Here is a 25,328-nt window from a genome sequence, read left to right as displayed (position 1 = left end):
GCTTTTCCCGACTCAGTCGTCTTTGCGGTCTTTATCATTCATATCTTCCGGATCTTCAATTGGATCTTCAGGGTCCGGATCTGCGTCTTTTTCATCATCTTTCATCATTGTATCATCTTCATCCATGCCTGGTGCATTTTCATCTTCGTTGTTTTCATCCATTTGATCCTGTTCTTCTTCCTGCTGGTTTTCAGGCGGTGCCGGATCCTGATCGTCATTTGCATTGCAGCCTGCCATCATAAATGCTGAAAAAAGGACACCCATGATGAGTACTAGCCATTTATTTTTCATCGTAAACCTCCTGTATTGGTTATTCCCAATTAGATTGCCCCTAAAGCGGAAGAATATTAGTGCATTTTAGTAACATAATGTTCACGTTTACAATGGTGCAAATGGATGCTCCAGTGATACACTAAAAGTATAAAATTGGATGATTTTAGGGAGGAATGGATGATGGCTGCTTTTCACCAGCAATTAAAGCATTACCGCGAACAGAAGAAGATGAGTCAGGAGGAGCTTGCTTTTAAAGCGAGACTAGGGCGTCAGACCATTGAAAAGTATGAAGCAGGGGAAAAAATCCCTGATACGCAAACCATCTTAAAACTCTCAACCGTGCTGGACGTACCAGCTTCGGAATTAATCAGCAAAGAAGAACTCGCAAAAAAACAGAGCTGAAATACTATGACGGTGTCCTTCTAAGTGAAGGGCATTTTTTTAAATTCTAAAAAAAATATATTGTAAAAAATAGGATTAAAGTGTAAAATTACACTAACAAGAGGAAGGTGAGGAGAAGGAATTTGAAAGCTGCAAAGCTGTTTATCTATTTTGGGCTTGTCCCATTTAGTTTATCACTGCTGGTGGTCATTTCTATGATGGCGGGTGTTCACTTCATTTTTATTTTCATCCATCGCTGTTTTTTCTATTGGAGGACTCGTCTTTGGGTACAGGTGGTTTAAAAATCGAGTTCAGGGACAAGAATTTCTCGCCTTTGTTCCGCTTGCTTATACAGCGTTGCTATGGGCAATTTTCATGTGGATCAGCGGAGGGTTTTACGGTCACGACAGCTGGGTAATTTATGGGGTTTTGCACTTGCCGTATGCACCGGGATTTTTCATGTCAGCTTTCGCTGGTGAAATGAGTACCCTTTTCTGGGCTCCTATTGCATATGGAACGGCATTCAGCATCCCGTGCATTCTTTTGATGCTGCGCAATCATCGAAACAATTTGTTTCCTGCTGCAAAAAAAGCATTTACTCTGTTTGCAGTTATCGTAATTAGTTTAAGTGCTGGCACTTACATACATGCTGAAAGAAGCAAAAACGTACTTCCTACCTACGGGTATGAACATGGAGGAGGCTATTCCAGTACAGATTTGACGCCTTATGATGTAACTAATCCTTATCACAAGCTTCCGACTATAAAAGGCGAGTCAACGTTCATCATTGAGAACTCAGATGAAATGCCAGTCCTTGACGGAGCTGAAGCCGCTTATCCGGTTTATTCTGCTTTTGCGAATTCAGTCTACAAAAATGTCAGCAGCGTCATGACATCTGAGAAAGAGGTCGTCAGTTTTACGAATACGATTTATGCATATGAGCGTCTGCTTTCGGGGGAAGCTGATATTTACTTTGGTGCCGAGCCTTCTAAAGAACAGCAAATGATGGCTGAAAAAACCGGCAAAGAGCTTGTCATGACACCAATCGGGAAAGAAGCATTTGTTTTCTTTGTTCATCCGGATAATCCAGTGGAAAACCTGGATATTGAACAAATCAAGAAAATTTACTCCGGTGAAATCAAAAATTGGGAAGAAGCAGGAGGCAATAAGGAAGAAATCATGCCCTTTCAGCGCCCAAAAAATTCAGGTAGCCAAACGCTGCTTGAGAAAATTATGGGGAACACTCCCATTCAGAAACCGCTGAAAGAAGAAGTGGTGCAGGGGATGGGGGGAATCATCGAACAAGTGGCAGATTACCGAAATGTTGAAAATGCCATCGGCTTTTCCTTCCGCTATTTTGCAACAGGAATGAGGAAAAATGAAGACATTAAGCTGCTTGGAGTAAACGGAATAAAGCCGGACTCTGAAAACATCAGCAATGAAACCTATCCGTTTACTGCATCCCTCTATGCCATTACGCTGAAATCCAATCAGAACAAACAGATTGAACCATTCCTTCAATGGATGCAGGGGCCGCAGGGACAGGAACTGGTTGAAGAGGTTGGGTATGTAAAACTTACGGATCAATAATGGTCAAAAAAAGGCATCTCCATGAAAGTGGAGGTGCCTGTTGTTTTACCGCCTGCTTTTTTCTCCGCCCATGCGTCCTGCTTCTGCTTTGCTCATTTTTTCGTCTCGGTTTTCATTGCTGTTGTGTGACGAAGAGGTTTGACCGCCTTTACGGCCAATTTCCTGATAGAAGTCTCTGTCGTGGGAATCTGCGGTTGCCTGTCCACCCATACGCCCTGCTTCCTCGCGGCTCATTGTGCCGTTATCACCATCCTGGCTGCCCTGATTCTCTGCAGAATTCCCGTGGTGGCCGGAAGCATTGGCGCTTCCGCCTTTTTGGCCGATTTCCTGAAAAAATTCTTTCCCGTGTGCATCAGCGGTTGCCTGCCCGCCTTTTCTTCCGGCTTCCTCGCGGCTCATCTTTCCGTCATTTTGATTTGTCATGGACACATTCCTCCTCGCAAATGCGGTATTTTTATTACGGTAACCTTATACCCGTGAGCCAGAGCTTTAAACGGTTTTCACGGTTAAAAATTGTTAATTATTAGATGAATGAATTTTTTTCGTTTCGAGGTCAAAAAAGGGCATCTCCATGCAAAGGAGGTTCCTGCTGGGATATTGGCATCGATTGCATGTCTCACGGACAAGGAAAGAACCATTTTACAGCACGGTAAGGACATGTATTTACGATAGTATTGTATAATTGGGAATTAGAGGTATTTTCTATGGGGGGGATTATTGTGAAGCCGCTAAGTGTCAAGATTCAAAAACGTATGGCTGATTATCAGATAACTGGATTAAGCTTGGCATCTATTGATCAAGGCCGTATAAGCAACACCGAATGTTTCGGTTTGCTTGAAGCGGGAACGGATAAAATGGTCAAAAGGAATACGATTTTCAGTGCTTGTTCAATCAGTAAATTTGTAACATCAATGCTTGTGATGATCCTGACAGAACAAGGCATGCTTGATTTAGATGAAGATGTAAATGAAAAACTAACTTCATGGAAAGTTCCGGATCATGAGTTTATGAAAAGGAAAAAAGTGACGCTCAGAAATTTGCTTTGTCATCAGTCTGGCGTAATTGATCCTCCAGATAGTTTTACCGAAAGGATTTCAATGACAGACAGCCCTGAGACAGCAGAGCTATTAGCAGGTATGACTCCCTATTGCAAAGCTCCTATTGAACTGAAGGTTGAGCCTTGGAGCGAGTATTGCTATTCTGACGCAGGTTACTGTATCATACAGCTCGTAATAGAGGATGCTTCCGGCATACCTTTCACTAAGCTGGTACATGATCTTATTTTCCACCCTTTAAATATGTCGGACAGCACGTTTGTTATACATGTATCATCCGCAGAGGAAGGGAATTTCTCATGCGGTCACAGCAAAAGCGGTGCTCTTGTTAATGGAAAATATCCTGTTTATCCTTTTCCTGCAGCTTCGGGAATGTGGACAACACCAGCAGATTTAGCTCTTTTAGTGATAGAACTAATGAAATCCATTAAAGGTGAAAGCAGCCTCAAGCTTTCTGCAAATAAAGCGATGGAAGTGATTGAATCCCAGGGATGCAAGGAATGGACCGGGCTGGGTGTTTTTCTGGATCATAACCAAAAAGGGATTGAAATCTCATCTTTAGGCTGGGGAGCCGGTTTTCAATGTATGCTGGTAACATACCCGTTTTTAGAAAAAGGTTTAGTGATTATGACAAATACGGATACCGGTGTACATCAACTGGAAGGGATAATCGGAGAGATCTGCAGGGAGTGGGTTATAAATTTTTAGAAAATTGAAACTTTTAATAAAGCTGCTTCGTATATAAAGTCATTCAAAGACTGCGGGGTGCAAAATGAAAAAATACCTGTTTTTTGTTCTGTTAACAGTGATCATCGAGTCTCTATTAATAACCGGAACAATCCTTATATGGAACACGGCTTTTCCTGAAACCATGTTTTTTGGCTCCTTCATATTTCTGTTTATTGCTTTCATCATAAGCTCTTCGGGTGGATTCCTGTCCAATAACGCTGAGTTCTCCGTTTTCGCTGCGATGGCAGGAAGCTACCAGCCCAGGCGCGAGGAAAATTATTTGATTGTCAGTCCGTTCTTAGTAGGGTCTATCCTATTTTTTATCAGTTATTTTGTCATTTATTATTTTGTTTATTGAGACAAAAAACACCGCAAAAAGCGGTGCAAAGTGACTTCTTATTCAACTTAAATGTTTTTAGCTGCACGTGAATAGAGGATTTTCTTCAAACGGCCTTCATTAAAGTATCTGTGCATAAACATTCCGGCTATAATCAGTCCGATGCCGGCGAGGGTAATGCCTTCGGGAAAAGGACTTGAAAAAAGAACCATTTCCCCGGCAAGGACGAAAAGAACCTGGGTTGATTGAGTAGCTTCAACAGATGCAAGCTTGCCTTCATCATGGCGTGACCTGTCTGTTGCAATGAAAAAAAGTGTCGTTGCGATTACACCTGAACTGACGGCCACGACAAAGGATTGTACGACCTGAGCAGATGAGGGAGGGCCGGTTGAGACATACCCGCATACAGCCAGGATGATCCAAAACGGAGTGCTTGCGAGTGTCATCCCGAGCACTCTCTGAAATGTATCAAGCCTCCCTCCGCATACTTCCATCATCTTCCTGTTCCCGAGCGGATAAGCAAACGCTGCTGCTGCAACCGGAAGAACACCCGCCAAAAGGGCCCAGCTTCCAGCTCCTGATGCATGCTTCATCTGAATGAGAACGACTCCTGAAAAAATGATAACAGAAAAGACCAGGGCAGGCAGAGGGATTTTCCTCCTGTTTTTCACACCTTCTGAACTTTCATAAAAAAGCGGGGCAAGCAATGTCCCGGCAACAATGGTCAGCTGCCATGTGCCCGCTACAAGCCAGCCGGGCCCGTATGCAGCCGCAAATGTGATGGGCGCATAAAAAAGCACAAACCCTGTGAAGCTCCAAAGAACCCACTTAGAGGGTTGATCCTTCATTTCAGAGAAGAGCTGTCTGCTGTTTTTTCGAAGAGCAACGATGAGAACCAAAAACGGAATCATAAATAAAAACCTGAGCGACGAACTCCAGAGCCAGCTGCCGCCTGAAAGCTCCATTGACCGGTTTAAGATAAACGTTACAGCAAAAAACATGGAGGCAATGATGCCTGTTCCAATTTCTTTCATAGCTTCCCCCTAATAAAACGTGTGCCTCTATTATACAAATATCCAGACGGAAAATTCAGTTAAAACGAAAGAAATATGATACGATAGCAAAAACATGCTGAAAGGATGCTGCTCATGATCAACTACGATAACCGCCGTTTTACTGCTGTATCAAACTCTGATAATGGGGAAGTTTCATCAAAGACGATTTTTATTTACAAGCAAGAAGGAAACATTCTGTCAGGATCATATGAGGGAGGGGAAATCCTTAAAGGGTCGCTGATGGGGCTGGTAAAGGAAGACGGATCCCTCGAATTCAGCTATCATCATATTAATGATAAGAATCAGATCAGGGGAGGCCGATGCTTTTCTGCACCTGAAAAGCTGGCTGACGGAAGAATTAGGCTTTTTGAAAAATGGCAGTGGACGGATGAGGAGCGGACAAATGGAGAGTCTGTCATCGAAGAAATCCTTCCTTGTACATAAAATTTCTAAAAAATACAGTCTGACAATCTGCTTTATTTTCTGATATCCTCAGGCTTGAATCTATTTCAGGAAAGGCTGATGACCGTGTTTATTCAATTTACGAAAGAACAGAAGATGATGATGATTGAAGATATTCAGCGCTATTATTATCGGGAAAATGGAGATGAAATTGGTGAACTAGCAGCTGAAAATCTGCTTGAATTCATTAAAGAATCCATCGGTCCCCATTTTTATAATCAGGCTGTAAAAGATGCGAAAAATCTGGTAGAACAGAGAATGCAGTCTATGGAGGAGGATTTGTACGCTCTGGAACGGTCTGTGAAAAGGTAGACGTTCAATCATAAATATTGCGAATTTCATCCTGTAATGCTATCTTTTATAGGATTATAGAAAAAAGGTGGATTTGCATGAAGAATATTTTTTCACTAAATAAAACAGGTGCCATTTTTGCAATAATGGCATTTGCATTTATGCTTGCAGGCTGCAGCAGTTCTCAGGAAAAACAGGAAGAAAAAACAGCCTGGGACACAATTAAAGAAGAAGGCAAGCTGAAAGTAGCAACTTCCGGCACGCTATATCCTGCTTCCTATCATGATTCAGAAACAAATGAGCTGACTGGATTTGAAGTGGAAGTGGTCAAAGAAATGGCGAAACGCATGGATCTTGAAGCTGAATTTTCAGAAATGGCGTTTGACGGTATGCTGACGTCTGTTCAAAGCGGCAAAGTTGATCTTGCTGCAAATGATATTACGATGACTGATGAGCGGAAAGAAAAGTTCGACTTTTCCGTGCCTTATAAACACTCTTACGGGACAGCTATGGTGCGGAAAGATGATCTTTCGGGCATAAAATCACTTGAAGACCTGAAAGGGAAAAAAGCAGCAGGAGAAGCAACAACGACTTATATGGCTGTAGCCCGCGAGTACGGAGCTGAAGAAGTCATTTACGACAATGCAACAAATGATCAGTACTTGCGTGACGTGTCAACTGGAAGAACGGATGTCATTTTAAATGATTATTATCTGCAGCGCTTGGCTGTTGCCGCTTTTCCGGATTTGAACATTACCATTCATCCTGATATCAAATTCAATCCAGTCAGCCAGGGCATCATTATGAAAAAAGACAGTGCCAAGCTGAAAAAAGAGATTGATACTGTACTGAACGAAATGCTTAAAGACGGAACGATTGCCAAAATCTCGAAGCAATTCTTTGACGGGGCAGATGTTTCAAAAGAAACAGATGCTGATTTTAAGTAGCGGCAGGTGACGGCAATGGATGCGATTCAATGGGAATACCTCTTTGACTGGGAGCTTGCCGTCAAATCCTTTCCTTTTGTATTGAAAGGAATCTGGAACACTCTGCTTATCTCGCTTGTGAGCATGGGCATTGGTTTGGTGCTAGGTTTCTTCCTTGCTTTAGGAAGAACGTCCAAATCTCCTGTATTCAGCTGGCCTGCGAGAATCTACATTTCATTTATGCGCGGCGTTCCTATTCTGGTGATTCTGTTTATCTTGTATTTCGGTTTTCCGATCATCGGAATTGAGTTTACAGCGGTAACCGCAGCACTGATTGGCTTCAGTCTGAACAGTGCTGCCTATATGGCTGAAATCAACCGCTCTGCACTCGCATCTGTTGACAAGGGGCAGTGGGAGGCAGCAAGTTCGCTTGGAATGTCGTACTGGCAGACAATGAGAGGAATCATTCTTCCTCAAGCCTTTAGAATAGCGCTTCCGCCGCTGTCGAATGTACTGCTCGACTTAACAAAAGCCTCCTCTTTAGCAGCAATGATTACAGTGCCTGAGCTGTTCCAGCAGGCAAAAATCGTTGGAGGAAGAGAGCTGGACTATATGACGATGTATATTCTCGTCGCATTCATCTACTGGGGGATTTGCTCCCTGCTTACTCTTTTTCAAAATTATCTTGAGAGAAGATATGAATACCTGCTTTAATCAGAAACCAGATTGCTGCAAATGCAGCATCTGGTTTTTTTGAAATGGTAATAATGGTGCTGTCTTCCGTTTTTTTTAATACTCAAAGTTTTATCACGATGTAATCAAAACTGGATATTCATGTTAAAATTCTGGAAGAAGAAAAAATGATAATAGAGGGGGAACCGGTCATGCAGCCGCCAAAACATATTGTTTCCGCAGCGACCATCGTACTAAATGAACAGGGAGAAATCTTACTGATAAAAGGACCAAAAAGAGGATGGGAAATTCCCGGAGGACAGGTAGAAGAAGGGGAATCACTGAAAGAAGCGGCCATCAGAGAAACGCATGAGGAATCGGGAATTATCATTGAGGTAACGAAATTCTGCGGGATTTTTCAAAATGTTGACCGCTCAATCTGCAATACACTTTTTAAGGGAAAGCCGGTTGGAGGAAAGCCCGAGACAAGTCCTGAGAGTTTAGAAGTAGGGTATTTCCCGATTGAGATAGCACTTGAAATGGTCACCTGGAAAAATTTCAGACAGAGAATCGAATATTGCTTAAACGAAGAAATGCAGCCTTTTTATGTTGAATTTAAAGGTAATGAGTCAGAAGAGCTGACTGGAATGCTATGACAAATAAAAATGACAGGAGATGAAAAAAACGATGGATTTGCATACATACGCATCCTGCGATGCAACCGGCCTTGCTGAACTGGTCAAAAAAAGAGAGGTTTCCCCGGAAGAACTGGCCGCTGCTGCTTTTAAACAGATCGAAAATGTCAATCCTCTAGTAAACGGTGTGGTCAGAACAAGGCAGGAAAAGACAGAAGCGGAAATAAAGAAGCTGAAGCTGGATGGTTCCCAGCCTTTTGCGGGTGTACCAATGCTGCTGAAAGATATTTCACAGGCAATTGAAGGAGAACCTCTGACTGCGGGTTCAAAACTTCTTACAAACCATACAGCGAAAAGAGATTCCCATTTTGTCGCGCGGTTAAGAAAAGCAGGTTTTACTTTCATCGGCCACACAAACACACCGGAATTCGGCTTGAGAAATATTACGGAACCAGAACTGCACGGTGCAACTAAAAATCCTTGGAACACAAAGTTTTCAGCCGGCGGTTCAAGCGGCGGTTCAGCAGCCGCTGTGGCATCAGGAATGGTGCCGATAGCCGGTGCAAGCGACGGAGGAGGCTCCATCCGGATCCCGGCCTCTTTTACCGGCCTTTTCGGATTAAAACCTACAAGAGGAAGAACTCCTGTCGGGCCAAGTGTGGGCAGGCAATGGCACGGGGCATCCATTGATTTTGTCCTGACAAAATCAGTGCGGGACAGTGCTGCGATGCTTGATCAACTGCAAGTGATTCAGCCGGAAGCAGCATTTCATACACCGCTTTTTGAAGGCAAATACACGGACACCCTGAAATCAGGATTAAAACAGTCGCTGCGGATTGCTTTTCAGACCCAGTCTCCAGTTGGCACAAAAGTAAGCAGCGAAGCAGAAGAGGCCGTTCATCGCATGGTCGAATGGCTTGAGGGCAATGGGCACCAAGTAGAGGAACGCGGCAATGGCATAGACGGAGTCAGGCTCATGGAAAATTATTATACGATGAACAATGGGGAAATGTCGGCAACGATCCTGGATCTTGAGAAGATGCTCGGGAGGCCGATTACCGCGAATGATGTGGACATTGTGACCTGGGTTCTGAGTACGGCCGGGCATTCTGTAACAGCGGCCGAATTTTCTAAGAGTCTTGCAGAGTGGGATTTCGCAGCGGCTCAAATGGCTGCTTTCCATGAGACATTTGACTTGTATCTGACACCGGCCACTGCCTTTGCCGCACCGGAAATTGGAGAATTAATGCAAACAGAAGAAGAAATTCAGACGCTGCTGAAAATCAGCGAACGCCATAAGGACGAGCATCTTCCATTTGTCTACGATATGTTCCTGAAAAGCTTGACGTACACGCCGTTTACTCAGCTGGCCAATTTGACGGGACAGCCTGCAATGAGTGTGCCGACTCATATGACAAAACAGGGACTCCCGCTTGGAGTTCAGTTTATAGCGCCTAAAGGAAGAGAAGACTTGCTTATTTCACTTGCAGGGGAAATTGAACAAACGCGATTGTGGATTGGGATGGAAGGAAATCCGTTTTTTTGACCAGCGGAACTTAGAAATAGAGAGAAAAAGAAGGATAATTGTAAAAACATGGCGAATAATTCCGTATCAAAGAGACTGCTGTGTGTCTGAATGCTGAAAAAAACCTTTTAATATCCGCTCTGCCAGCATTCGTGAACAGTCAGGCAAAGGAGATGCATCACAGTGGAAACATCATTTCCTGTTATTGAAACAGAGAGATTGCTTTTGAGAAAGGCTGTTCAAGAAGATGCAGCGGACATGCTCCGCTACTTGTCTGATGAAGAAGTTGTCCGGCATATGGGTCTGAATCCATTTAATTCTTTACAGGACGTTTACGGCGAATTGGATTGGTACCGGGAAATTTTCCAAGTAGGCACTGGCATCAGATGGGCAATCTCTCTTAAAGGATCCGGCATCATGATTGGAAGCTGCGGCTCTTAAACAGAAAACCTAACCATTTCCGCGCTGAAATTGGCTATGAATTAAGCCGTGAGTATTGGGGGGAAGGGATTGCTTCTGAAGCTCTTCAGGCCATTATCAGCTACGGTTTTGATCATTTGAACCTTGAGCGAATCGAAGCCTTAATTGAACCTTCCAACGCACCTTCTATAAAGCTTGCGGAAAGGCAAGGGTTTATCAGGGAAGGCCTGCTTAGACATTATGAATACACTTGCGGAAAATTTGAAGATTTGTATATGTATTCACTTTTAAAAATGGATTGGCGCAGTAAAGAAATTAAAACATCAGCCGATAATACCAAGAAAGATATCTAAGCAGGAGGGAAGCATATCCTATGGAAGAACAAAAACATTGTCCTAAATGCAAGTGTGAACAGCAGCACGAAGACAGCAAGTGTCTGGTGTGCGGACACAGCGTAATGGATTCCATTCTGGCTTTATACCCGGATAGATCCCTTAGAACAAACAGCCGCAGAAGGCCTGTCAAGTCATCCCTTTTTAAGTGATGGCTTTTTTTCTTGCATAAAAACACATGAACAAGTAAAAGCATATTAGTTGATTTATATATATCTTACTTGTAAGATATATATATCGTACATGTTTTACAAACAGGTGGAACTTATGATCAATCTTTGAAGGAGAGGAATCATTTATGGCCATTACGTTGTTTACATCATGCAGCTGCTCATCCTGCAGAAAGACAAAGCTTTGGATGGAAGAGCACGATATTTCATATACAGAAAGAAATCTTTTAATTGAACCTCTGACAATGAAAGAGCTTAAACAGATTTTGCGTATGACAGAAGAAGGAACAGATGAAATTCTTTCAACCCGGTCAAAGCAGTTTCAGGAGCTTGACGTTAACCTCGATTCTTTGCACATGCACGAATTGCTGGAGCTTCTTAAGTCCAAACCCGGTTTGCTCCGGTGCCCGATTGTCATGGATGAAAAAAAATTCCTTGTAGGATTCAATGAAGATGAAATCCGCAAGTTTTTGCCCAGAAATATCAGGGCATACTTACTTAGACTGCTTGAAGCAAAAACGATGCTTCCAAATTAACTGAAGGGGTTTTACGGTGGAAGATTTTAAAGTGCCGGAAATGAGTGCAGAGAAGCTTAAGACCATCAAGAGAGAACTCACGCGCTTTATGATGTCCTACAAGTTTGCACTTGAAGAAATGAATACGAAAATAAATATTTTAAAACAGGAATTTCAATATATTCATGATTACAGCCCTATTGAGCACGTAAGCTCGAGGCTCAAATCGCCTGAAAGCATCATGAAAAAAATGCATCGTAAAAACTATGTTTTTTCACTGGAAGAAATCAGAAGAAATATGAAAGATATAGCGGGAATTCGTATAACATGCTCGTTTTTATCTGATATTTATCAGATCAGCGATATGATTCAAAACCAGAAAGACATTCACATCGTCGAATGCAAGGATTATATTAAGAACCCAAAGCCGAATGGGTACCAAAGCCTTCATTTATTGGCAGAAATTCCTGTTTTTATGTCTGACAGACAGGAGAATGTGATGGTTGAGATTCAAATCCGGACGATAGCCATGGATTTCTGGGCAAGTCTTGAACATAAAATTTATTATAAATATAACCAGGCAATACCTGAACATTTGACTGATGAACTCAGAGAAGCGGCATTATCTGCAGCCGAGCTTGACCGGAAGATGGAAAGGCTGCACAATGAGATCACTGATTTGAAAAAAAACGGAGAACAACAGAATCCTCTTGAGGAACAAATGCTGCTTCCTTTAGAACTGCTCGCTAAACTTAGGCAGACAAAAGTATAACGCATGCTGGAGATGACCCCTATGAATACGAAACGAAACGAAAATATCGTCTCCCTGTTTGAGATTTTTGTTTCACTGGAACGCAAATGGATGAATGACTGGAACCATGTGAATCAGGTGGGACTTTCCAAAACCCATATTCTCATCCTGCAGATTCTCGAGACAGAAGGGCTCAAGCGTCCTTCGCTGCTTGCAGAGCAGCTGCAGATAACGACGGGCGGAGTCACCGTACTGACTAGCAAGCTGATTAAAGACGGCTTCGTTCAAAAGTGCCAGAGCGAAAGGGACCGCAGAGCTTATAACCTTGAAATAACAGAGACAGGAAAGGTACTGCTCCATTCCGCAAGAAAGCAGATCAACCAGCAGATTGAAAACATGTTCGGCATGCTTTCAGATGAGGAGATTCAAAATTTGCGGGACATTTTCTACAAATGTCTGATGGGTCAATAAACAAAAAAGCCGGAAAATTCCGGCTTTTTTGTTTATTATTCTTCTGATGCGCAGGATTCACACAGCCATAACTCTTCTGTTTCTGAAAACGTCAGCTTTTTGTGAAAAGAACACTCATCACAAAGGTCTTCTCTTTCATTTTCGTTATTCATCCTTCAGCCTCCTTCATTCAAAGTCCCCATCCGAGCAGAAGCCATATTAATACCTATGATTATGATGGTAAATATACCCCTCCATAATGGAATGGAAACCTTCCCACATTTATCCCTGTGCCGCTTTGAAGTGTACTAATAAGTGATGGATAGTAATTCGACAGATACGCCGTGAATGCCTTTCTTCAGAAAAAATATTTTTTCAATAATCCGGATCGATTAAAAAAAATAGACAGCTTCAGAGAGCTGTCCATTTCTTGTTGTTAATCAGGAAGTTATAAAGAATAAAAGACTGTGGATAACATAACAAAGTTATCATCGGCAAGCGGAAGCGCCTAGATCCTCTGTCAGAACAAATCCGTCAAAAAAGGCGGGAACCGGACTTTTCCGCCGGATTCTTATCTGCCTATCGGAGCGGGCCTTGACGCTTGCGCTTTTGTTCTGTTAATCCATATAAAAGCTTTCTTTTTTGAAAATGGCATGGAGTACAGATTTGTTTTTCGTATTGATGATCCCCTGATTTTTCTTTTCTGTGACATAGGTAGGAAATTTGGAAAGGTCACCAAGATTAGATGGAAGTGATTTTGCGGGTACTTGAGCTTTTTTGCCTGAGAGGGATTTGCGCGATGCGGATGCCAGGTGAAAGCCCCAGTCCCCGAATGATGGAACGGTTGTGTGATAGCTTGTTACGGCAAAACCTGCGCTTTCAATTGTTTTTCCAATTGTCCAGAAAACTAGAGGGGTCTCATCAGGAGAGTTCGCCTGACACACAAAAACACCATGGGGTTTAAGCGATTTTTTCAAAAGGGAGTAAAATTCTGTCGTATAAAGATCACTGATGGTTTTGCCTGTAGGATCAGGAAAGTCTACAAAAATGATGTCATAGGGATCAGGTTCGGAAGCAAGGTATGCCTGAGCGTCCATAGGATGGACGGTAACCCGTCTGCTTCGGAGCGAATAATCGTTCAAAGATGCAAGGCTTTTTACTTCTTTTGCTGCTTTCAGCACCAGAGGATCAAGGTCCACTAAGTCAGCGTGCTTAACCCGGCTGTATTTTAACACTTCTCTTAAGGCAAGACCGTCTCCTCCGCCTAAAATAAGCACGCGTTCATGCGCAGGAGACGCTGCAAATGCAGGATGAACGAGAGCTTCATGGTAGAGCTTTTCATCCAGTGAGCTGAACTGAAGCTGTCCATTCAAATACATTCTCAAATCATTTGCCTCTAAGATCTGGATCTTTTGGTAGCTGCTTTTTTGGTCAAAAAGATCACGGTGATTTCTTCTTTTCATTTCATCCAGTCCAATTTGATCCCATTTATCTCCACGAACATTTTCATCCGCTTCCTGTTTTTCAAGCCTGTTTGTAGAGCGTGATTGAGCGGCATTTAAGTCTGAAGCCACCCAGGGCTTGGAATGCTGATTATGGTTCATTTTGAATCTCCTCCTTTTGACGTATCAAAACAAAAATTTCTTTTGGGAAGATCAGCTGTGTCCCGTTTACACCTCTTGAAACCGTGTAAACAAGAGCTCTCTTTGCGCCGAGCCCTCTTAATAAGGACCGTGTCTGAAATTCAGGATCAGCATCTCCGCACGTGTAATAATCTAGAGACGCATAGTTTTCCTCCGGCCAAGTATGGATCGACATATGAGAAGTTGATAAAACAAGCACACCTGTTACACCTTGGGGATGAAAAGGATGAAAATACGAAGAGAGCACCTGCATGCCATTGTCATTCGCTGCCTGGAGCATGAGAAGCTCAAGGTAATCTTTGCTGTTCAAAAGGTCAGGGTTACAGTCAAAAGCATCAATAATTAAATGTTTTCCTTCAATATTCAACGGTTGCATCATTCCTTTTTCGACATATTTCATACAGTGTATGTCGAATTTCGGAGCATGCCTGTACAGATATCTCCATTTTTATAAAAAAAAAGAACCCAATCAGGTTCTTTAAGTCAGCCGGCATTCCTTTCAGAAACTCCTTCTTTGATGACGGAAGGCAAACGTGCCGGGGCTCGCTTAAGCTCAAAAAGGACATACCAGAGTGAAAGGCCAAGGGCAATCGATGCAATCACATCATAAATGACATGCTGCTTTACAAATAATGTTGACAGGATTATCAAAATTCCCGTCAGCTGAGATAGAAAGGAAACCATTCTGCTGAGCTTGAGTTTTGGAAGGACGAGCATGATGATAAAGGTTGTCAGAACATGAATGCTTGGGAAGCAGTTAAACGGCTGGTCGTTCTGATAAATCACCGAAACAAGATGGATAAGGAAACCATCACTCGTCAGTTCGGGTCTTGGAACGGTTGATTGGAAGAAAAAATAAACACCGAAGCAGATTAATTCTCCTGCCGTCAGGGCAATCACAGTTTTCCAGTAAATGTGTGAATCCCTCCACCAGAAATACAGGAGAAACCCAAACATATACACATACCAGATGATATACGGAAGAATAAAAACCGGGACAAATGGAATATAAGCATCTGCCGGAGCGGTCATGTCTACCGCATTTGTCTGCCTTTCATTTAAAAATTCATACATCAGTCCGAGAAGGGGAAATACGAGAAACCCTGATAAGTCTCTTATTTTAAGAATATAGTTTTTTGTCATAAGAAAACGCTCCTGCAATAAGTTTGATAAAAATGTTATACCCTGCCTAACGTCAAATTAATCTGTATCAAATTGGAAATCATGATCTTACAATCTTCCAGATTATGAGTATAATGGAGACAGAACATTCCTACTATACCTGCTTCAGTGAAAAAAAGAAATCTATTTTTAAAAAGAGAGATAAGGGGGAATCAATATGAGGCTTCAGCCTGCAGAGGCAGCATTGAAAATCGTTGAAAAAAGGTTTCCTTCATGTGCAGCAGCTGTACTTGCGGGCAGTGTAGTGAGAGGGGAAGGCACTCCTACATCAGATTTGGATCTTGTCATATTTGATGAGAGCATTAAGGAGTCATACAGAGAATCGTTTGTCTATTTCGGCTGGCCTGTAGAGGCATTTGTACATAACTTTTCATCTTATCGTTATTTTTTTGAGGAAGACTGCAAAAGCGGAACACCATCCATGCCAAGAATGACAGCTGAAGGAATTGTGCTGAAGGGGAAAGAACGGCTTGTCCCGATTAAAAAAGAAGCATCAGCCCTCCTTGAAAAGGGTCCTGAGCCCCTGACACAAAAGGAAATTGACAGCAGACGCTATTTTATTACCGATGCTTTGGACGACTTTACCGGGTGTGCAAATCGCGCAGAGGGCATTCATGTTGCAGGGAATCTTGCTGAACTCCTCCATGAATTTGTTCTCCTTACAAACGGAAGATATATAGGTAAATCAAAATGGATACATAGAGCGTTAAAACAATTTGACGAACATTTGGCTGAATCATTTTTTGCCGCATTTGAGGATTACTACCGCCAGGGGGAAAAAGACAGCGTCATCCGTCTGGCTGATGACATTTTAAAGCCGTATGGAGGAAGATTTTTTGAAGGGTTTTCATTAGGGAAAAACGAATAAGAAGGGGATGGATCATTTTGGAGACAATCGTAAGGCATCCGGAGAAGAAAGACACAGAAGCATTGATGGGGCTGATGTATGAATATATAGTTGATTTCTATCAGTGTGAAAAACCTCCTGAGAAACAGCTGGAAAATCTTATTGATACCCTATTAAAAGGAGAAAAAGGCATCCAGTTTGTTGCACAGTCAGGAAATAACCTTGTCGGATTTGCAACCCTTTATTTCACGTACAGCACAACAAGAGCAAGCGAGATTGCGGTAATGAATGATTTATATGTAAAGGAAGAATTCAGGGGGAAAGGTGCTGCTGAACAGCTTTTTAAAAGCTGCCATACATACTCGGCCTTGCATCATTTCACTGCCATGACATGGGAGACCGCCGAAAGCAATCTAAGGGCTCAGCGTTTTTATGCCAGGATGGGCGGAAAAAAAGGTGAATTCCTCACCTATTCCATATAAAATGGCAGATAAAAACGCTTGGAAAATTTCCAAGCGTTTATTTGAAAAAATGCCTGCAAAGAGAATGGTAGACCATTCCGAGAAAAGCTGCTGTCATTATGACAAAAAAAGCCGTAACGACGCGTTCCCCTGTCTCCCCGTCTGCAAACAGGACTGATCCGCCTCCAAAATAGGCAAGCAGAATAAACATCGCGAAAAAGACACCGTGAAACAGCCACTTCAGCACAACCATCACCTGACCCTTCAATAAGATATGGTATGCAGGTGAAAAGAAATTTGTTTACAAACTAATGACAGCGCTTACAAAAAATACGGCGTTGTGGGTACTGTAGGCGTCAGCCCTCTGTAAAGAGCCCGAAAATGGTTTGTCGATGGCTTTGATTGCTCATGAGAAATAACCGCTTTGTCTTCCACATATGTATTAATGAGCAAGATACATTAGAAGGTTGGGGTGAATGGCGGGGTGGAGAGGGACTATTTAATCAAACCCATGCTTGATGAGAGCTATAAAATAGTCAGCCATGGACAAGGTGTTTATCTCTTTGATACGGATGGAAAAAAATACATGGACGCTTCTTCAGGAGCGGTTACGTGTTCAATAGGCCACGGGGTACCGGAAATCATTGATGCGATGGGCAAGCAGGCAAATGCCGTTTCTTTTGTATACAGATCCCAGTTTTCAAGCCATGCAGCTGAAGGACTTGCAAAGAAGCTTTCAGAAATTACACCGGGTGACCTTAATTGGACATTTCTTGTTAACAGCGGGTCAGAGGCAATTGAGACGGCAATGAAGACAGCCATTCAGTATTTCCAGGAGCAGAACCGTCCTCAGAAAACGAAGATCATATCGAGATGGATGAGTTATCACGGCATTACATTAGGCGCCTTATCCCTTTCAGGCCATCCTGAAAGGCGGTTCCGCTTTCAGCAGCTGCTTGAGTCAAATCCGGAAGTTTCCCCGCCATACTGCTACCGGTGTCCATTTGGACTAAACCCGGCATCCTGCAACGCAAAATGTACAGACGAACTTGAAACGGCAATCAGAAGGACCGGTGCAGAGCATATTGCCGCATTCGTGGCTGAACCTCTTGTAGGTGCAGCAGGAGCGGCGCTTACTCCCCCTGAAGGCTATTATGAGAAAATCCGGGATATTTGTGACCGGTATGATATCCTCCTGATTGCAGATGAAGTCATGACCGGCATAGGGAGAACAGGGAAAACTCTGGCAATGGAGCATTGGGGAGTATTGCCGGATATTGTGGCCCTCGGCAAAGGAATGAGCGCAGGGTATGCACCGATAGCGGCAACACTTGTAAGCGACAGAGTGATGAGGCCGATTCAGCAGGGGTCTAAACTGATTATGAGCGGCCATACTTACAGTGCCAATCCCCAATCTGCCGCAGCCAGTCTTGCTGTTTTGCATTATATCGAAAAAAACAGCCTGAATGACGCATCGGCGGAAAAAGGAAAAACACTGATGAAACAGCTTCAGAAATTGCAGAAAAAGACTTCCATTATTGGGGATGTCAGAGGGATGGGACTTATGATCGGCATTGAATTTGTTACAGACAAAGCGACAAAGAAGCCTTTTTCAAAAGCCTGTCACCTGACAAGCCGCATCATTAAGAAAGCCCAGATGAACGGACTGCTCGTTTATCCCGCTGCAGCTGGAATCGAAGGGGGAGACGGAGATGCAATCTTGATTGCTCCGCCGCTTACGATCTGTGAGGAAGAGCTGACCGAGCTGGTCCGGCTTTTTTCCAAAACTATTTCGGAGATAGAGGCTGAGATTATCCGTAATAAAGGAGAGTGCGTATGATTTCAAATGCTTTTCAAAAGATCAGGCAAATAGACGATGTACTATCCAAAGTAAATGATGGCTGCACTCTAATGGCCGGAGGATTTGGAGGAGCAGGCACTCCCCCGACACTTGTAGATGCCATTCTTGAAAAAGGGGTCAGGGACCTTGAAATCATCTGTAATGATGCCGGTTTCCCCCATATCGGCATTGGAAGGATCGTCTCTTCGGGAAGAGTCCGAAAGCTGATTGCTTCACACATAGGATCAAATCCTATAGCAGGGGCTCTGATGTCAGAAGGAAAGCTACATGTTGAGTTTTCTCCTCAAGGCACGCTTGCAGAGAGAATCCGGGCAGGCGGGATGGGCCTTGGGGGGATCCTGTGTGACGTGGGAATAGGCAGCGAGATTGCCGAAAAGGGAAAGGAACGGCTGACTGTAAACGGGAAGACCTATTTGCTTGAAACGGCTTTAACGGCAGATGTAGCAATCATCTGCGGCAAGAAAGCAGATGAATTCGGGAACATTGTTTATGAAAAAAGTGCCCGAAATATGAATCCTTTAATGGCAATGGCAGGCGATTATACGATTGCAGAGGTCGATCAGATTGTAGGTTCCGGAGAACTCGACCCGGAAACGATTATTACGCCGGGCGTTTTTGTTCAAGCAATTGTCCAAAGTGAAGGGGTGAACTGGAAATGGGTATGGGAGCCGAAGTGAGAGAGAAAATTGCGAGAAGGGCTGCACAGGAAATTGAGAACGGCATGATCGTCAACCTCGGAATAGGCATTCCTTCGCTCGTGCCGAATTATTTAACAGGAAAGCCGCAGGTCATGATTCAGGCTGAAAATGGAATTCTCGGGATAGGCCCGACACCTGCAGCCGGTGAAGAAGATGGCACTCTGTGCAATGCAGCGGGCTATCCGGTCACCACCGGCAATTGGGCCTCGTACTTTGATTCTGCAGCGGCATTCGGCATGATCCGCCGGGGCTGCGTGGATATGACGATTCTGGGTTCTCTACAAGTAAGCGGAAAAGGAGATCTTGCGAACTGGATTGTACCGGGAAAAAGAGTGCCTGGAATGGGAGGAGCCATGGAGCTTGCTGCCAAAGCAAAAAAGGTCATCGTTGTGATGAACCATGTTAATAAAAACGGTGAACCGAAAATTCTTGAAGAGTGTACGCTGCCTCTCACTTCAAAAAAATGTGTCAATATGATCATTACAGACATGGCTGTGCTCGAAGTGCAGCCGGGTGGTCTGAAGCTGCTTGAGGTCATGCCTCCTTTCACAGTGGAGGATGTGATCAAACATACAGGGGTGAAGCTTGAAACCTGAAAATTAGTGAAGAGGTGAAGGGATGGAAGACTCACAAAAGCAAGTTTGCGCCTGGATCAATGACAACCGGCACCGCTCCATTAAGCTGCTGAAGAAAATGGTCGAACAGCGGAGTGTTCAGGGGAATGAAGCATCAGCCCAGGCTGTCGTCCTTGAGAAGTGCCGTCAGCTCAGCCTGGACATAGATTTATGGGAACCCGGAGGAAAAGCATTGAAGCAGCATCCCCATTTCGTTGCGACAAGAACCTCATTTAAGGACAGCCCGAATATTGTTGGGGTGATGAAAGGGTCGGGCGGCGGCAAGTCTGTTATTTTAAACGGACACGTAGATGTTGTTCCCGAGGGAGATCTCAAACAGTGGGAAGTTGATCCTTACCAGGCTGTTGTGAAGGATAACCGGCTATACGGCCGCGGATCAACAGATATGAAAGGAGGGAATGTCTGTCTGTTAATGGCCATGGAAGCCATTAAAGCATCAGGCATTTCACTTAAGGGTGATGTGATTTTTCAGAGTGTTATAGAAGAAGAGAGCGGTGGAGCAGGAACACTCGCAGCGATTCTCCGCGGGTATAAAGCGGATGCAGCCATTGTTCCGGAGCCTACTAAAATGAAAATCTTTCAAAAACAGCAGGGGTCGATGTGGTTCAGGCTCAAGGTGAAAGGGCGCTCTGCACACGGAGGAACAAGGTATGAAGGCGTAAGTGCCATTGAGAAAACGACCTTAGTTGTAGAGCATTTGCTCCAGCTTGAACAAAAAAGGAATAAACGGATTACCGATCCTCTCTATCAGACAATTCCTATTCCAGTTCCTATTAATATCGGTAAAATAGAAGGAGGCACATGGCCCTCTTCTGTCGCCGATCTTGTGACACTTGAAGGAAGATGCGGGATTGCACCGAATGAAAAAATAGAGGACGTACAGGCCGAATTTCAAGGATGGATAGACGAGTTGTCCTCTAAAGATGAATGGTTTAAAGAGCATCCGGCTGAGCTTGAATGGTTTGGGGCAAGGTGGCTCCCGAATGAAATTGAAGGCACGCATCCGCTGACAGAGGCATTGTCAAAAGCATATGTCGACATTCTGGAAAGTGAGCCTGTAATAGAAGCATCCCCATGGGGGACGGATGCCGGTCTCCTTTCTCAAGCCGGCGGCATACCCTCAATCGTCTTTGGGCCGGGGGAAACAGAGATGGCGCATTTTCCAAATGAATTTATCGACATCGATCAGATGATCTCCTGCACAAAAGTGATTGCAGCCTTCTTATTAAACTGGTGCGAAGTGTCTGAGTGATGTTTTTATGGCTTGGGAGAGGGGAAATAAGTACAGGAAACGACTTACTAATAGAGGTGACCGGAAATGAAGCAGCATTTATGGATTAATGGTAAACATGAAGAATCAGAAACGTATGTAGAACTAAAATCTCCCTACGCAAAGGATCTGCTTGCAGAAGTCGCTATCGCAGACGAAAGCAAGGTGAAAGCAGCCGTGGACGCTGCAGCTGACGCGTTCAGAAAAATGAAGGAGCTTCCAGCACATAAACGGGCAGAGATTCTTAAACGAACGGCAGAGCTTCTTGCGGAACGAAAAGAGGAAGCGGCTCAAATCATCGCAAAAGAAGCGGCAAAGCCGATCAAAACGGCCAGGGCAGAGGTAGACCGCACAGTCATGACCTATACATTTGCGGCTGAAGAGGCAAGAAGGCTTGACGGTGAAACAATAGCTATGGATGCAGCTCCAGGAGGGGAAAAACGCACAGCCTATACGGTGCGGGAACCTATTGGTGTGATTGGAGCCATTACCCCGTTTAACTTTCCTATGAATCTGGTGGCACACAAGCTGGGTCCTGCTTTTGCCTCGGGAAATACGGTCGTTTTGAAACCGGCAACCCAAACCCCTTTAAGTTCCTATTTCATTGGAGAGCTTTTTCACGAAGCGGGACTGCCCGCCGGCGCCCTGAACATTGTCACAGGCAAGGGCAGCGAAATAGGGAAGCATTTTACATCGGATGACCGGATAAAAGCCCTGACATTTACAGGCAGCCCGGAGGTAGGGAAAAAGCTGAAGCAGGAAGCCGGCATGAGAAAAACCCTTCTTGAGCTCGGATCGAACTCTGCAGTGATCGTCAATGATGATGCAAATGCAGATGAAGTGGCAGCGAGATGCGTCACCGGAGCATTTGCGTTTGCAGGGCAGGTGTGTATTTCGGTACAGCGTATTTATGTGCATGAGGCTATATTTGATGAATTCGTGTCTAAGGCTGTTGAACATACACGGAAATTGAAAGTCGGGAATCCGCTGGATGAGCAGACAGATGTATCGTCACTCATTTCAGGTGATGATGTGGATCGCGCCCTCGCCTGGATTGAGGAAGCCGAAGCAGCAGGTGCAACGCGCGCCTGCGGAGGAAAAGGGTCAGAAAATCAGACGATTGAACCGGCCATTTTACTGAATGTGCCTTCTGATGCCAGTCTTTCCTGCCAGGAGGCATTTGCACCTGTTGCCATCATCAATTCATTCCGGACATTTGATGAAGCCATTGAAGAAGTCAATAACTCCCGGTTCGGACTTCAGGCCGGCGTATTTACAAACAGAGTGGACCTTGCATTTAAAGCGGCAAAAGACCTTCATGTCGGCGGGGTGATGATCAACGACATCCCGACATTCCGCGTTGATCATATGCCGTACGGCGGTGTCAAAGACAGCGGGTTTGGAAGAGAAGGCATTAAATACGCAATGGAAGAGCTGACCGAGCTGAAACTGATTTCATTTAATCATGCGCATAGATAAAGAAGCCGTGAAAAGAAGAATGAGTGCGATTTCTGCACTCTTTTTTTCTGGAGTGAACAAAAGGGGGAAAGAGCGTGAACGAATATAAAACAGAGGAAAAAGAACTGGAAGGCATCTCATACAGGGCGACAGCGGTTTTTGACCATTTTAACAGCCGGATGAGAATTGATGATTACCGGGGAAATATGGAAGATCTCCTTGCTGATGCAGAAAAAGCCGCTTTGAACAAAGGTTTCACAAAGTTGATTGTAAAGGGAAAAAGCTCGTCGATTGAAGAGCTTCTTAACAAACAATATCAGCTCGAAGCGGTCATCAGAGGATATTTCCACGGTGACCCCGCCTGTTTTTTTACAAAATATTTCAGCGAGGACAGAAGAACTACAACGGCATGGACGGAGCAGGACAGCATGATGAGTGCCATATATCAGAAAGAAAAGTCGGCATGTCCGGACACGTCAGATTTTATATTCCGGAAAGCGGAAGAAAAGGACGCAGAAGGGCTGGCTTCTCTTTACCAAACGGTATTCGAAGTGTATCCGACTCCTCTTCATTCTCCGGATTATATTGTAAAGACAATGAAAGAAGGAACGATTTATTTACTGGCCGAAGAGAATTTGAAGATCGTCAGTGCAGCATCAGCGGAGCTGAACAGATTTTATCATAATGCAGAACTGACAGACTGTGCGACGCTTCCTGAAGCGAGAAAGCACCGGCTTATGAGAACACTGCTGCTGAAGCTTGAAGACGTGCTCAGGAAAGAGGGCATTTACTGTGCCTATTCTATCGCAAGGGCGGCCTCTTTCGGGATGAACGCGGTGCTTTATCAGCTGGATTATGATTATACCGGCAGGCTCACAAATAACTGCATCATCAGCACGGACTATGAAAATATGAATGTATGGTGTAAAGACCTGTCTGCCGGAAAATGAGCATTTGCTGCCGAAAAGCTGGCACTGAGGAGGAATTTCATTGGCAGACCAAACTAGAGAGAAAATCATTCAGCATATTTTAGAAACAATTGATGAGGGCATTCATGCGGTTGATGAAAAAGGGATGACGGTTTTCTACAATGAGATTGCAGCCTATCACGACGGACTGAAACCGGAAGAAGTCCTGGGGAAACATTTATTTGACGCTTTTCCCTCTCTGTCAGAAGAAACAAGCACCCTTCTAAAGGCGATCAGGACGAAAAAGCCGATTTACCATCACTCGCAGACCTACATAAATGTAAAAGGCGAAAAAATTGAAACCGTGAATACAAGCCTGCCCATTTTATCAGGAAACACTGTCATCGGAGCAGTTGAAATTGCAAAGGACTTTTCTGCCATCAAACAGCTGACAGAAAGACTGGCAGACCTTCAATCAAGAATATCGTCACCGGTTAAAGCAAAAGCTGTCAACGGCACCGTGTACAGGCTAGAAGACATAATGACAGTCAGCAGCAATCTGCTCCGTGTAAAAGAACTGATAAAAAAGGCCGCAAGAACATCTTCCAATCTGCTTGTCTACGGGGAAACAGGAACGGGAAAAGAATTGGTTGTTCAGGCGGTGCATAATGAATCTGCGCGAAGACAGTCACCTTTTATTGCACAAAACTGTGCCGCCCTTCCGGAAGCCCTGCTTGAGAGCCTGCTGTTTGGCACGGTGAAAGGGAGCTATACAGGCGCTGCAGACCGGGCTGGTTTATTTGAGCTTTCCCACGGAGGCACTCTCTTTTTGGATGAACTTCAGTCGATGCCCCTGAACCTGCAGGCAAAGCTTCTTCGCGTCATTGACGACGGGGCAATCAGAAGAATCGGCAGCAGCAGGGCTATAAACGTTGATGTCCGAGTGGTTGCCGCCATGAATATCCCGCCTGAGCAATGTTTAAAAGAACATAAGATAAGAGAAGATCTTTATTTCAGGCTTAATGTGTTCGGCCTCAGCCTTCCTCCCCTCCGGGAAAGACCGGCAGACATCCCGCTCCTTGCGGCTGCTTTTATCAAAAAATACAATCAGGAATTCGGCAAACGTGTATCAGGCCTATCAAAAGAGACGGAGAGCCTGCTTGGCAAAAAGCGCTGGCGTGGCAATGTGCGGGAACTCAAGCATTGTCTGGAATTTGCAATGAACATGTGTGATGAAGGGCAGATTCTGCCGAGCCACCTCCCGCCGTACTTGATGAATGAGGATGAATCAGATGAAAGGGGCGGCTCCCTGCAAAGCAGGCTGTCAAAATATGAATGCAAGCTGATCCTTGATGCAATGGAACAAACAGATGGAAATGTCATGAAAGCTGCAAAGCTTCTCGGCATCCCAAGACAGACCCTGCAGTACAAGCTCAAAAAATATCTTAGTGACCAATATTCGGCAGTGGAATCAAAGGGGTAGGGGGAGTTTGGGGTGGGGTTGGGTGGTATTTTTGTGGAGGGCAAAATAAATTATTTTTAAAGCTAAGCCCGGATTTTTCCTTGGATTTCTTATCTGATTGAAAGGGTTGGACAGTCGGCTCCGCTTTTCGCATTGTCTAGCTCCATCGCCCAACTCCTCTGTCAGAACAAAATCGCCCAAAAAGGCAAACCCGGCCTTTCTGATCGTTTTCTTTTCTGCCTGAAAGGGCAGTCGGCTCCGCTTTTCGCATTGT

Annotated in this window: 28 protein-coding genes and 1 pseudogene; 22 read left to right on the top strand and 7 right to left on the bottom strand. The window is 44.2% G+C overall.

Annotated features, from left to right (window positions below):
* Window positions 1-12 precede the first annotated feature (12 nt).
* Complete coding sequence (locus JOJ89_RS11590) at window positions 13-291, bottom strand: hypothetical protein (protein WP_203287427.1); 279 nt, start codon at window positions 289-291, stop codon at window positions 13-15.
* A gap of 159 nt (window positions 292-450) precedes the next feature.
* On the opposite strand from JOJ89_RS11590, the gene JOJ89_RS11585 reads away from it, so the two are divergent.
* Window positions 451-675, top strand: a complete 225-nt coding sequence (locus JOJ89_RS11585; protein WP_242524597.1) for a helix-turn-helix domain-containing protein — start codon at window positions 451-453, stop codon at window positions 673-675.
* Between the two features lie 204 nt (window positions 676-879).
* Window positions 880-2,244 carry a PstS family phosphate ABC transporter substrate-binding protein gene (locus JOJ89_RS11580; protein ID WP_242524596.1) on the top strand — a complete coding sequence of 455 codons (1,365 nt, stop codon included), beginning with the start codon at window positions 880-882 and terminating at the stop codon, window positions 2,242-2,244.
* A gap of 45 nt (window positions 2,245-2,289) precedes the next feature.
* Here the strand turns inward: JOJ89_RS11580 and JOJ89_RS11575 are convergent, their stop codons facing one another.
* The gene (locus tag JOJ89_RS11575) at window positions 2,290-2,667 is read right to left on the bottom strand and encodes a KGG domain-containing protein (protein ID WP_203287426.1); all 378 of its coding nucleotides are present in this window, start codon (window positions 2,665-2,667) and stop codon (window positions 2,290-2,292) included.
* Window positions 2,668-2,963: 296 nt separating this feature from the next.
* On the opposite strand from JOJ89_RS11575, the gene JOJ89_RS11570 reads away from it, so the two are divergent.
* Complete coding sequence (locus JOJ89_RS11570) at window positions 2,964-4,007, top strand: serine hydrolase domain-containing protein (RefSeq protein WP_481825256.1); 1,044 nt, start codon at window positions 2,964-2,966, stop codon at window positions 4,005-4,007.
* Between the two features lie 426 nt (window positions 4,008-4,433).
* Here JOJ89_RS11570 and JOJ89_RS11565 read toward each other — a convergent pair whose 3' ends face one another.
* Entirely contained in the window at window positions 4,434-5,399 is a 966-nt protein-coding gene (locus JOJ89_RS11565; RefSeq protein ID WP_203287425.1) for a DMT family transporter, read from the bottom strand.
* 114 nt (window positions 5,400-5,513) lie between these two features.
* Here JOJ89_RS11565 and JOJ89_RS11560 point away from each other — a divergent pair, with 114 nt between their 5' ends.
* The 10 genes and pseudogenes from JOJ89_RS11560 (at window position 5,514) to JOJ89_RS11515 (ending at window position 12,650) form a co-directional block, all read left to right on the top strand.
* On the top strand, window positions 5,514-5,864 hold the full coding sequence (locus tag JOJ89_RS11560; RefSeq protein ID WP_203287424.1) for an avidin-fold protein: 351 nt from the start codon (window positions 5,514-5,516) through the stop codon (window positions 5,862-5,864).
* A gap of 78 nt (window positions 5,865-5,942) precedes the next feature.
* Entirely contained in the window at window positions 5,943-6,194 is a 252-nt protein-coding gene (locus JOJ89_RS11555; protein WP_347401496.1) for a DUF2164 domain-containing protein, read from the top strand.
* A 77-nt stretch (window positions 6,195-6,271) separates the two neighbouring features.
* Window positions 6,272-7,120: a transporter substrate-binding domain-containing protein gene (locus JOJ89_RS11550; RefSeq protein ID WP_203287423.1), complete on the top strand. Its 849-nt coding sequence runs from the start codon at window positions 6,272-6,274 to the stop codon at window positions 7,118-7,120.
* A gap of 15 nt (window positions 7,121-7,135) precedes the next feature.
* On the top strand, window positions 7,136-7,813 hold the full coding sequence (locus tag JOJ89_RS11545) for an amino acid ABC transporter permease (protein WP_029280690.1): 678 nt from the start codon (window positions 7,136-7,138) through the stop codon (window positions 7,811-7,813).
* A 170-nt stretch (window positions 7,814-7,983) separates the two neighbouring features.
* Entirely contained in the window at window positions 7,984-8,427 is a 444-nt protein-coding gene (locus JOJ89_RS11540) for an NUDIX hydrolase (protein ID WP_087946321.1), read from the top strand.
* 31 nt (window positions 8,428-8,458) lie between these two features.
* A complete protein-coding gene (locus JOJ89_RS11535) occupies window positions 8,459-9,952 on the top strand; it encodes an amidase (RefSeq protein ID WP_203287422.1) in 1,494 nt (497 codons plus the stop codon).
* Between the two features lie 162 nt (window positions 9,953-10,114).
* Window positions 10,115-10,704: pseudogene (locus JOJ89_RS11530) on the top strand (GNAT family N-acetyltransferase).
* 337 nt (window positions 10,705-11,041) lie between these two features.
* Window positions 11,042-11,449 carry a transcriptional regulator Spx gene (gene spx, locus JOJ89_RS11525; protein WP_029280695.1) on the top strand — a complete coding sequence of 136 codons (408 nt, stop codon included), beginning with the start codon at window positions 11,042-11,044 and terminating at the stop codon, window positions 11,447-11,449.
* A gap of 40 nt (window positions 11,450-11,489) precedes the next feature.
* Complete coding sequence (locus JOJ89_RS11520) at window positions 11,490-12,200, top strand: GTP pyrophosphokinase (protein ID WP_029280696.1); 711 nt, start codon at window positions 11,490-11,492, stop codon at window positions 12,198-12,200.
* A gap of 21 nt (window positions 12,201-12,221) precedes the next feature.
* Window positions 12,222-12,650, top strand: a complete 429-nt coding sequence (locus JOJ89_RS11515; RefSeq protein ID WP_029280697.1) for a MarR family winged helix-turn-helix transcriptional regulator — start codon at window positions 12,222-12,224, stop codon at window positions 12,648-12,650.
* 596 nt (window positions 12,651-13,246) lie between these two features.
* Here the strand turns inward: JOJ89_RS11515 and JOJ89_RS11510 are convergent.
* From JOJ89_RS11510 to JOJ89_RS11500, 3 genes are all read right to left on the bottom strand, one after another.
* Complete coding sequence (locus JOJ89_RS11510; RefSeq protein WP_051827235.1) at window positions 13,247-14,233, bottom strand: spermine/spermidine synthase domain-containing protein; 987 nt, start codon at window positions 14,231-14,233, stop codon at window positions 13,247-13,249.
* Window positions 14,223-14,639, bottom strand: coding sequence for an adenosylmethionine decarboxylase (speD, locus tag JOJ89_RS11505; RefSeq protein ID WP_203287421.1), 417 nt, complete (start codon window positions 14,637-14,639; stop codon window positions 14,223-14,225). The genes JOJ89_RS11510 and speD overlap by 11 nt, the downstream gene beginning before the upstream one ends.
* Window positions 14,640-14,755: 116 nt before the next feature.
* On the bottom strand, window positions 14,756-15,415 hold the full coding sequence (locus tag JOJ89_RS11500) for a phosphatase PAP2 family protein (protein WP_203287420.1): 660 nt from the start codon (window positions 15,413-15,415) through the stop codon (window positions 14,756-14,758).
* Window positions 15,416-15,611: 196 nt separating this feature from the next.
* On the opposite strand from JOJ89_RS11500, the gene JOJ89_RS11495 reads away from it, so the two are divergent.
* Together JOJ89_RS11495 and JOJ89_RS11490 are read left to right on the top strand one after the other, a co-directional pair.
* Complete coding sequence (locus JOJ89_RS11495) at window positions 15,612-16,322, top strand: nucleotidyltransferase domain-containing protein (protein WP_203287419.1); 711 nt, start codon at window positions 15,612-15,614, stop codon at window positions 16,320-16,322.
* 17 nt (window positions 16,323-16,339) lie between these two features.
* Window positions 16,340-16,783 carry a GNAT family N-acetyltransferase gene (locus tag JOJ89_RS11490; RefSeq protein ID WP_029280705.1) on the top strand — a complete coding sequence of 148 codons (444 nt, stop codon included), beginning with the start codon at window positions 16,340-16,342 and terminating at the stop codon, window positions 16,781-16,783.
* Window positions 16,784-16,820: 37 nt separating this feature from the next.
* On the opposite strand, the gene JOJ89_RS11485 is transcribed toward JOJ89_RS11490, so the two are convergent.
* The gene (locus tag JOJ89_RS11485) at window positions 16,821-17,015 is read right to left on the bottom strand and encodes a DUF6954 family protein (RefSeq protein WP_029280706.1); all 195 of its coding nucleotides are present in this window, start codon (window positions 17,013-17,015) and stop codon (window positions 16,821-16,823) included.
* A 231-nt stretch (window positions 17,016-17,246) separates the two neighbouring features.
* Here JOJ89_RS11485 and JOJ89_RS11480 point away from each other — a divergent pair, with 231 nt between their 5' ends.
* The 7 genes from JOJ89_RS11480 to JOJ89_RS11450 all read left to right on the top strand — a co-directional run bounded on the left by JOJ89_RS11480 (window position 17,247) and on the right by JOJ89_RS11450 (window position 25,075).
* Window positions 17,247-18,602 carry an aspartate aminotransferase family protein gene (locus tag JOJ89_RS11480; RefSeq protein ID WP_203287418.1) on the top strand — a complete coding sequence of 452 codons (1,356 nt, stop codon included), beginning with the start codon at window positions 17,247-17,249 and terminating at the stop codon, window positions 18,600-18,602.
* Complete coding sequence (locus JOJ89_RS11475; RefSeq protein ID WP_277987887.1) at window positions 18,602-19,300, top strand: CoA transferase subunit A; 699 nt, start codon at window positions 18,602-18,604, stop codon at window positions 19,298-19,300. Before JOJ89_RS11480 ends, JOJ89_RS11475 begins: the two co-directional genes overlap by 1 nt.
* Window positions 19,279-19,917, top strand: a complete 639-nt coding sequence (locus tag JOJ89_RS11470) for a 3-oxoacid CoA-transferase subunit B (protein WP_029280712.1) — start codon at window positions 19,279-19,281, stop codon at window positions 19,915-19,917. Before JOJ89_RS11475 ends, JOJ89_RS11470 begins: the two co-directional genes overlap by 22 nt.
* 22 nt (window positions 19,918-19,939) lie before the next feature.
* Entirely contained in the window at window positions 19,940-21,208 is a 1,269-nt protein-coding gene (locus tag JOJ89_RS11465) for a peptidase (protein ID WP_029280714.1), read from the top strand.
* 66 nt (window positions 21,209-21,274) lie between these two features.
* Window positions 21,275-22,705, top strand: a complete 1,431-nt coding sequence (locus JOJ89_RS11460; protein WP_029565893.1) for an aldehyde dehydrogenase family protein — start codon at window positions 21,275-21,277, stop codon at window positions 22,703-22,705.
* Window positions 22,706-22,779: 74 nt separating this feature from the next.
* Window positions 22,780-23,634, top strand: a complete 855-nt coding sequence (ablB, locus tag JOJ89_RS11455; RefSeq protein WP_035319141.1) for a putative beta-lysine N-acetyltransferase — start codon at window positions 22,780-22,782, stop codon at window positions 23,632-23,634.
* Window positions 23,635-23,668: 34 nt separating this feature from the next.
* Window positions 23,669-25,075 carry a sigma-54 interaction domain-containing protein gene (locus JOJ89_RS11450; protein WP_203290322.1) on the top strand — a complete coding sequence of 469 codons (1,407 nt, stop codon included), beginning with the start codon at window positions 23,669-23,671 and terminating at the stop codon, window positions 25,073-25,075.
* The last annotated feature ends 253 nt before the right edge of the window (window positions 25,076-25,328 follow it).

This window comes from Metabacillus sp. cB07, from assembly GCF_016839225.1.
Taxonomy (GTDB): domain Bacteria; phylum Bacillota; class Bacilli; order Bacillales; family Bacillaceae; genus Bacillus_P; species Bacillus_P indicus.
This window is presented reverse-complemented; position numbering and strand designations above follow the sequence as displayed.